The sequence below is a fragment of the Mycobacterium sp. genome (assembly GCF_049683935.1).
In the GTDB taxonomy this organism is placed as follows: domain Bacteria; phylum Actinomycetota; class Actinomycetes; order Mycobacteriales; family Mycobacteriaceae; genus Mycobacterium.
Map to the genome: position 1 here is coordinate 1 of NZ_JBAUJR010000462.1, position 7,760 is coordinate 7,760.

Annotated in this window: 9 protein-coding genes; 4 read left to right on the forward strand and 5 right to left on the reverse strand. The window is 66.6% G+C overall.

Annotation, left to right across the window (positions count from 1 at the left end):
* Both WA965_RS25840 and WA965_RS25845 read left to right on the forward strand, forming a co-directional pair.
* Nucleotides 1-563 (forward strand): LysR substrate-binding domain-containing protein (locus WA965_RS25840; RefSeq protein ID WP_526448202.1); only part of this gene is annotated, 563 nt, incomplete at its 5' end.
* Between the two features lie 38 nt (nucleotides 564-601).
* Nucleotides 602-1,369 carry an alpha/beta hydrolase gene (locus WA965_RS25845; RefSeq protein WP_526301050.1) on the forward strand — a complete coding sequence of 256 codons (768 nt, stop codon included), beginning with the start codon at nucleotides 602-604 and terminating at the stop codon, nucleotides 1,367-1,369.
* Here WA965_RS25845 and hsaB read toward each other — a convergent pair.
* From hsaB to hsaA, 4 genes are read right to left on the reverse strand one after another with little or no spacing between them, the layout of a single operon-like run.
* Nucleotides 1,364-1,930, reverse strand: a complete 567-nt coding sequence (gene hsaB / locus WA965_RS25850) for a 3-hydroxy-9,10-secoandrosta-1,3,5(10)-triene-9,17-dione monooxygenase reductase subunit (protein ID WP_526301052.1) — start codon at nucleotides 1,928-1,930, stop codon at nucleotides 1,364-1,366. The genes WA965_RS25845 and hsaB overlap by 6 nt on opposite strands.
* A 3-nt stretch (nucleotides 1,931-1,933) precedes the next feature.
* A complete protein-coding gene (hsaC, locus tag WA965_RS25855; RefSeq protein ID WP_178361584.1) occupies nucleotides 1,934-2,833 on the reverse strand; it encodes an iron-dependent extradiol dioxygenase HsaC in 900 nt (299 codons plus the stop codon).
* Nucleotides 2,830-3,735 (reverse strand): 4,5:9,10-diseco-3-hydroxy-5,9,17-trioxoandrosta-1(10),2-diene-4-oate hydrolase, encoded by a 906-nt coding sequence (hsaD, locus tag WA965_RS25860; RefSeq protein WP_526301054.1) that lies wholly within the window; start codon nucleotides 3,733-3,735, stop codon nucleotides 2,830-2,832. Before hsaD ends, hsaC begins: the two co-directional genes overlap by 4 nt.
* A 12-nt stretch (nucleotides 3,736-3,747) precedes the next feature.
* On the reverse strand, nucleotides 3,748-4,932 hold the full coding sequence (hsaA, locus tag WA965_RS25865; RefSeq protein ID WP_526301056.1) for a 3-hydroxy-9,10-secoandrosta-1,3,5(10)-triene-9,17-dione monooxygenase oxygenase subunit: 1,185 nt from the start codon (nucleotides 4,930-4,932) through the stop codon (nucleotides 3,748-3,750).
* Nucleotides 4,933-5,112: 180 nt separating this feature from the next.
* Here hsaA and WA965_RS25870 point away from each other — a divergent pair, with 180 nt between their 5' ends.
* Together WA965_RS25870 and WA965_RS25875 are read left to right on the forward strand one after the other, a co-directional pair.
* The gene (locus tag WA965_RS25870; RefSeq protein WP_526301058.1) at nucleotides 5,113-6,180 is read left to right on the forward strand and encodes a 2Fe-2S iron-sulfur cluster-binding protein; all 1,068 of its coding nucleotides are present in this window, start codon (nucleotides 5,113-5,115) and stop codon (nucleotides 6,178-6,180) included.
* A gap of 36 nt (nucleotides 6,181-6,216) precedes the next feature.
* Nucleotides 6,217-6,762 carry a hypothetical protein gene (locus tag WA965_RS25875; protein WP_526301060.1) on the forward strand — a complete coding sequence of 182 codons (546 nt, stop codon included), beginning with the start codon at nucleotides 6,217-6,219 and terminating at the stop codon, nucleotides 6,760-6,762.
* A 9-nt stretch (nucleotides 6,763-6,771) separates the two neighbouring features.
* Here the strand turns inward: WA965_RS25875 and WA965_RS25880 are convergent.
* Nucleotides 6,772-7,760 (reverse strand): acyl-CoA dehydrogenase family protein (locus tag WA965_RS25880; protein ID WP_526448203.1); only part of this gene is annotated, 989 nt, incomplete at its 5' end.

Sequence of the window (7,760 nt, forward strand, 5' to 3'; positions counted from 1 at the left end):
CGGCGGTGCAGCGCAGCCACCCCAAGGTGGCCGTCGAGATCGTCGCCGCCACCCGCCGTGCCACCCAGCAGCGGTCCGGGCTGGACGTCGAGATCGTGGTGGGTGAGCCGACGGTGCGCCGGGCCAAGGCGCTGCGACTCGGCGACTACTGCCTGGGCCTCTATGGTTCCCGGGACTACCTCGACAGGCATGGCGCACCCGCGAGCATCGCTGATCTGCAACGCTTTCCGCTGGTCTACTTCATCGACTCGATGCTTCAGGTCGACGACCTCGACCTGGCCACGAGCTTCGCCCCGGCGATGCGGGAATCCGTCACGTCGACCAACGTGTTCGTGCACGTCGAAGCCACCAGGGCGGCTGCGGGCATCGGCCTGCTGCCGTGTTTCATGGCCGACCGCCACGACGATCTGGTCCGCGTTCTGGCCGAGCCCGTCTCGATCCGGCTGACCTATTGGCTGGTGACCCGCGCCGAGACGCTGCGCCGTCCGGAGGTCGCGGCCGTCGTCGACGCGATCACGACGCGTATGAGCGACCAGCAGGACGTGTTGCTCGGGCGGCGATGAGCCTTGCACTCCGCACCCGCACCTGATGCAGTCATGGCATGCCGTTCATCGAGCACGACCGCGGTCGCGCGTACTACCGTCACTGGGCCGCTGCCGAACCACGGGCGGCCGTCATCTTCCTGCACGGCTTCGGCGAGCACACCGGGCTCTATCACCGGTACGGGTTCGCACTCAACGCCGCCGGCATCGACCTGTGGGCCGTCGACCAGTTCGGGCACGGCCTGAGTCCCGGCACGCGCGGTGACTTCGGCCGCATCGAGGACAGCTCGGCGCTCGCGGACAGCCTCACCGAACTGGCCGAAACCGAAACCCCCGGACTTCCACTGCTGGCGCAGGGGCATTCGTTCGGTTCGATCGTCACGCTGTTCCGACTGCTCGACGGGCCGGACAGGTACCGTGCCGCGATCATCTCCGGCGCACCGCTGATCCCGATGCCCGAATTGCTCGACGCCGACACGTCCTTCGACCTCGACCCGGACTGGCTCTCAGCCGATCCGTTCTATCTGGACTCGATGGCCAATGACCCACTCGCGTTCGTCGACGCCGACAGCGTGGCACTGGCCCGCGAACTGGACAGGGGCTGGGACCGCTTCGGCTCCGATTTGCCGTCGCTGTCGGTGCGGACGCTGGCGGTGCACGGAGTCAACGATCCGATCGCCCCGATCGGTCCGGTACGCGCCTATGCCGAGCAGATCGACTCGCTCGAGCTGGTGGAGTTCGCCGGGGCCCGCCACGACATCCTCAACGAAGCCGTCCACCGTGCCGTTGCCGCAGCCATCGTCGGGTTCGTGCAGGCGGCGCTATAACCAGGTGTCGTCGGTGGTCGCGGTGAGGAACGCCTCGAGGTCGTTGCGCCAATCCGCCGGGGTCGTCTTGTCGGGCTCGATGCCCGTGTACTGACCTTGATAGAACAGCAGCGGCCGCGGCTTCTTCTTCGGGACGTCGGAGAGCGAGTGCACCGCGCCGAAGACCACGAAGTGGTCGCCGCCGTCGGTCACCGAGTGCACTGTGCAGTCGATGTGCGCCAAGGTCCCCTCGATGATCGGCGACCCCAATTTGGACGGCGACCAGTCCATTCCGGCGAACTTGTCGGGTTCCCGAGAGCCGAAACGGGCCGAGACGTCCTTCTGGTTCTCATGCAGGACGTTGACGCAGAACCTGCCGCTGGCCTCGATGGCCTGCCACGACCGGGACTGCTTCGTCGGGCAGAACAGCACCAACGGCGGCTCGAGCGACAACGCGGCGAACGACTGGCAGGCGAAGCCCACTGGGACGCCCTCGTGCATCGTGGTGATCACTGTGATGCCCGTGCAGAACTGGCCCATCACATTTCGGAAGGTGCGGGGGTCGATCGGAGAATTACCCACTAGCTACTTGAAGCCCACGCTGAAGTCATGCCCCCAGAGCGAGACCGCGGTGCTCTCCCGAGCGACCCAGCTGGTGTCCTCCACTTCGAGTCCCTCACAACCGAACTCGATGTCGAAGCCGCCGGGGGTCTTCATGTAGAAGGACAGCATCTTGTCGTTGACGTGCCTGCCGAGGGTCGCCGACATCTTCACCTTGCGGCGCAGCGCCCTGTCCAGACACAGCCCGACATCGTCGGCGTTCTCCACCTCCACCATGAGATGGACGATGCCACTGGGGGTCTCACCCGGCATGAATGCCAGGCTGTGGTGGCGTGGGTTCACGCCCAGGAACCGCAACCACGCGGGCGGTGCGTCGGCCGGCCGGCCGACCAGTTGCGGGGGCAGACGCATCGAATCCCGGAGGCTGAAGCCCAGGACGTCGCGGTAGAAGTGCAGCGTCTCCATGTCGTCGCGGGTGGTGAGCACGACGTGCCCGAGACCCTGCTCCTCGGTGACGAACTTGTGGCCGTAGGGACTGACCACACGCCGGTGCTCCAGCGCGACACCGTGGAACACCTCCAGCGCGTTGCCCGACGGGTCCAGGAAGGAGATCATCTCGTCGACGCGACGGTCGGCCAATTCGGTGGCCGTGGCCTCCTTGTAGGGCGTGCCCTCCATGTCCAGCCGGTTGCGGATCTCCTGCAGCCCAGCGGCATTCGGGGTTTCCCAACCGGATTCCAGAAGCCGGTCCCGCTCGCCCGGCACGATCACCAACCGGGCGGGGAATTCGTCCATCCGCAGGTAGAGAGCGCCCTCGGTGGGACCGCTGCCCTCGACCATGCCGAGCACCTTGAGCCCGTACTCGCGCCAGGCTCCGATGTCGGTGGTCTCGATGCGCAGATAACCAAGCGACCGAATGGTCACGATCGACCCTTCCCGGGAACGTTCTCCAGAAAATCCACTGTCAGTGTGTTGAACTCGTCGAACTTCTCCAACTGCGCCCAGTGCCCGCACTGCCCGAAGACGTGCAGTTGCACGCGAGGAATCTGTTTGACGGCCACCAGCGCCCCGTCGAGCGGGTTGACCCGGTCCTCACGTCCCCAGATCAGCAGGACCGGCTGGCGCAGCTTGTAGATGTCGCGCCACATCATCCCGAGCTCGAAATCGGCGCCGGCAAACGACTTGCCCATCGCCTTGGTCGCGGCCAGTGACTCCGGCGTGCTGGCGATCCGGAACCGTTCCTCGACCAGCTCGGGGGTGATCAGGCTCTGGTCAAAAACCATGATCCGCAGGAACTTCTCGATGTTCTCGCGGGTCGGGTCCGCGGCGAACCGGCCGAGCAGCTTGACGCCCTCGGTCGGGTCGGGCGAGAAGAGGTTGACGCTCAGCCCGCCCGGGCCCATCAGCACGAGCCGACCGGCGCGCTTCGGGTTGTCCAGCGCGAACCGCACTGCGGTGCCTCCGCCGAGCGAGTTGCCCACCAGCGCAGCGCGTTCGATGCCGAGATGGTCGAACAGGTTCAGCAGCGCCGTGGAGCTGTAGCGGTTGTACTGCTCGTGTTCGGTGTGCTTGTCCGAGTGACCGTAGCCGGGCTGGTCGACGGCCAGTACGTGAAAGTGCTTGGCCAGCACCGGGATGTTGCGACCGAAGTTCGACCAACTGGACGCGCCGGGACCACCGCCGTGCAGCAGCACCACGGTCTGCTCGTTGCCGACGCCCGCCTCGTGGTAGTGAAGCCGCATGTCGTCACGGACCTGCGCATATCGGGACGTCGACTCGAAGGTGACCTCTTGCTGCTGGGCGGTTTCGGCTGCAAAGGATGTCATCAGGCCGGCCAACTAAACCATCGTGTCCTGCGGTGGCAGGCCGAACTCGTTGTTGCCGAAGATCAGGTATGCCCGCTCCGGCTCGTTCGCGGCGTGCACCCGACCGGCGTGGGCGTCGCGCCAGAACCGCTGGACGGGAGCATCGGTCTGAAGCGCGGTGGCACCGGCACTCTCGAACAGCAGGTCGATGGACGAGATCGCGCGAGCCGTGGCACGTACCTGGTCACGACGGGCCCGGGCGCGAAGTTCGAACGGGATCTCTTCGCCCGCCTTCAGCAACGCGTACTCGTCGGCGACGTTGCCGATCAGCTGCCGCCAGCCGGCGTCGATGTCACTGGCCGCCTCGGCGATACGCACCTTCGCGAACGGGTCGTCCTTGGACTTCTCCCCGGCGAAGGCGGCACGCACCCGCTTGCCCTGGTGCTCGACGTGGGCGTCGTACGCGCCGTAGGCCATTCCCATGATGGGGGCCGAGATGGTGGTGGGATGCATTGTGCCCCAGGGCATTTTGTAGACCGGAGCGGTGTTGTTCTCCAACCCGCCCGCGGTGCGGTCGTTCATCGCCTTGTAGGACAGGAACCGGTGCTTGGGCACGAACACGTCCTTGACGACGACGGTGTTGCTGCCGGTGCCCTTCAGGCCGACCACGTGCCAGACGTCGTCGATGCGGTACTCGCTGCGCGGGATCAGGAAGCTGCCGAAATCGACCGGTCGGCCGTCCTTGATCACCGGGCCGCCGAGGAACGCCCAGGTCGCATGGTCGCAGCCGGAGGACCACTGCCATGCGCCGCTGACCAGGTATCCGCCGTCGACGACGGTGCCTGCGCCCATCGGGGCGTAGGAGGACGACACCCGCACGGTGGAATCGCTGCCCCACACCTCGTCCTGGGCCTGCTGATCAAAAAGCGCCAGGTGCCAGTTGTGCACGCCGATGATGGACGACACCCATCCGGTGGATCCGCACGCGCTGGCGATGCGGCGGACCGCTTCGTAGAACACGGTCGGGTCGCACTGCAGGCCGCCCCACTGCTCGGGCTGGAGGAGCTTGAAGAAGCCCACCTCGTCCAGTTCGCTCACGGTGTCGTCGGGAAGGCGGCGGAGTTCTTCGGCGGACTGGGCGCGCTTGGCGATCCGCGGCAGCAGATCGTCGATGCCGGCGAGGACCGCCTGCACGTCACGCTGTTCAATGGACGTCACGGAATTGCCTCCTGGAGACTGGGACCTGGCGATGAGTGCTTGCGCGAAGAACTGATCGTTAGGACAAAGATTAGAACACGTTACGATTTGTGTCGAGTAGCGCATTGCTGTGGTGGCTGGACCAGCGCACATGCATTTCTGTAACCTGTTCTAGTTATCGATGCGAGGGAGGGCCATCTAGTGACGGACGAGCCGCTCGGCAGCCACGTGCTCGAGCTCGAGGTGGCCGACGTCATCGAGGAGACCGCTGACGCCCGCTCGCTGGTGTTCAAGGCCCCCGACGGCGTCTCGATCGCCGCCGACCGGCTGCGCCACGCACCCGGCCAGTTCCTGACGCTGCGGGTGCCCAGCGATCGAACGGGTTCGGTGGCCCGGTGTTACTCGCTGTGCAGCTCGCCGTTCACCGGTGACCCGCTGACCGTCACGATCAAGCGCACCGTCGACGGCTACGCCTCCAACTGGCTGTGCGACAACGCCCACCCGGGCATGAGGATGCACGTGCTGGCCCCGTCGGGCACCTTCGTGCCCAAGACGCTGGACACCGATTTCCTGCTGCTCGCTGCCGGTAGTGGGATCACGCCGATGATGGCGATCCTTAAGTCCGCGCTGACCGAGGGCGGCGGCAAGGTGACACTCGTCTACGCCAACCGCGACGAGAACTCCGTCATCTTCGCCACGACGCTGCGCGAACTGGCGGCGAAATACCCCGACCGGTTGACCGTGCTGCACTGGCTGGAGTCGGTGCAGGGTTTGCCCAGCGCGACCGCGCTGGCCGAACTCGTCGCCCCCTTCAGCGCACGCGAGGCGTTCATCTGCGGTCCCGGACCGTTCATGGCTGCGACCGAGGAGGCGCTGAAGTCGGCGGGGACTCCGACCGACCGGGTGCACATCGAGGTGTTCAAGTCCCTGGAGTCCGACCCCTTCAAAGCGGTGGTCGTGGACTACTCAGCGGAGGACGACAGCGACGAGGGCCCGGCCACCGCGGTCGTGACGCTGGACGGTGACACCCACGAAGTGTCCTGGCCGCGTAAGGCAAAACTGCTCGACGTGCTGCTCGACCGAGGGCTGGACGCGCCGTTCTCGTGCCGCGAAGGACACTGCGGCGCCTGCGCGGTCCTGACCAAGTCCGGCGACGTCGAGATGGAGGTCAATGACGTGCTCGAGCAGCAGGACCTCGACGAGGGCTTGATCTTGGCCTGCCAGGCGCACCCGCGCTCCGATTCGGTAGAAGTCACCTACGACGAGTGAGCCTCGGGCTACCATTCGCGCCACCGGGAGGAACACGTGAAACGATTTGCTCGACTGTCCGCGACAGGTGCGGCTGCGTGGTTGGTGCTCGCCCTCGTCACGCCCACCGCCACGTCCTCGGCGGCGGTCGACACCGCGGTCGCGTCGATCCCGGTGAACGCGGTCGACACACTCGAAGTCCACACGAGCGCGGACTGCGTGCGCGCCACCAATCAGTGCTTCTTCACCGCCAGGGCGAATCTGCTCACCCCCCAGGGTCCGGTCGGTTTCCCCGACGACCTGTGGGCCCGGCAGTCCACGACCCTTCGGTCGATGGACCGTGACGTCTACCTGGATTCCGATTTCGACGCAGCCAACACCCGGATGTTCAAATCCATTGGCCCCGTCGAGTTCACCACCATCTACTTCGGCGGCGGCCCGGTCGAGAAGTACCAGCTGCGTGGTACCACCTGGCCCACGGACTGGGCGACCGGCCAGCCCAAGCTGGACGCCGATTACATCGTCTGTTCGCAGATCCAGGTGGTGTACGCGGGCGTGAACCTCGCTTCACCGCCCGCCTGTTCGCAGACGACGTTCAGCTAGCGTCGTCCGTCAGCGCGGCAGGCCCAGCAAACGCTCGCCTGCCATGGTCAGCAGGATCTGTTCGGTGCCGCCGGCGATGGTCAGGCACCGGGTGTTCAGGAAGTCGTGAACCTCGCTGTTCTCGACCGCGCCGGCGCCCTCGGACAGATCCATCCGGAACTCGGCGAGCGCCTGCCGGTACCGCACGCCGATGAGCTTGCGCGCGCTGGCCTGCGGCCCGGGATCCTTGCCGCCCACCGCGAGCTGGGCGATGCGCTGGTCGAGCAACGAACCGACCTGCGCGGTGACGATCAGCGCGCCGAGCTGATCCTGTTGCGCGCCATCGGCTTCGAGCTCGGAGACCACCCGCAGCAGCTCCTCCATCGGATTGCCCAGCGCGGTGCCCTGCGCCATCGCCACCCGCTCGTTGGCCAGCGTGGTGCGCGCCAACCGCCACCCGTCGTTGACCTCTCCGACCACCATCTCGTCGGGCACGAACACGTCGTCGAAGAACACCTCGTTGAACAGTTCGTCGCCGGTGATCTCGCGCAGCGGCCGGATCACGATGCCCGGCGACGTCATGTCGATCAGGAAGTAGGTGATGCCCTTGTGTTTCGGCGCGTCGGGGTCGGTACGGGCCAGGCACACCCCCCAGTGCGCCTTCTGCGCCGACGAGGTCCAGACCTTCTGCCCGGTGAGCTTCCAACCGGAAACCTTTGCGCCGCTCGCGGACGCGCCCTCAGCACGAACGGCTTTCGTTCGCAGCGCGGCCAGGTCGGACCCCGCGCCAGGCTCGCTGAAGAGCTGGCACCAGATCAACTCGCCCCGCAGCGTCGCAGGGACGAACTGCTCGACCTGTTGCGGGCTGCCGTGCTCGAGCACCGTCGGCACCGCCCACCACCCGATCACCAGGTCGGGTCGCACGATCCCGGCCGCGGCCAACTCCTGATCGATCAGCAGCTGCTCGGCCGGGCCCGCCGCCCGTCCATGCGGTCGGGGCCAGTGCGGCGCCAGCAGGC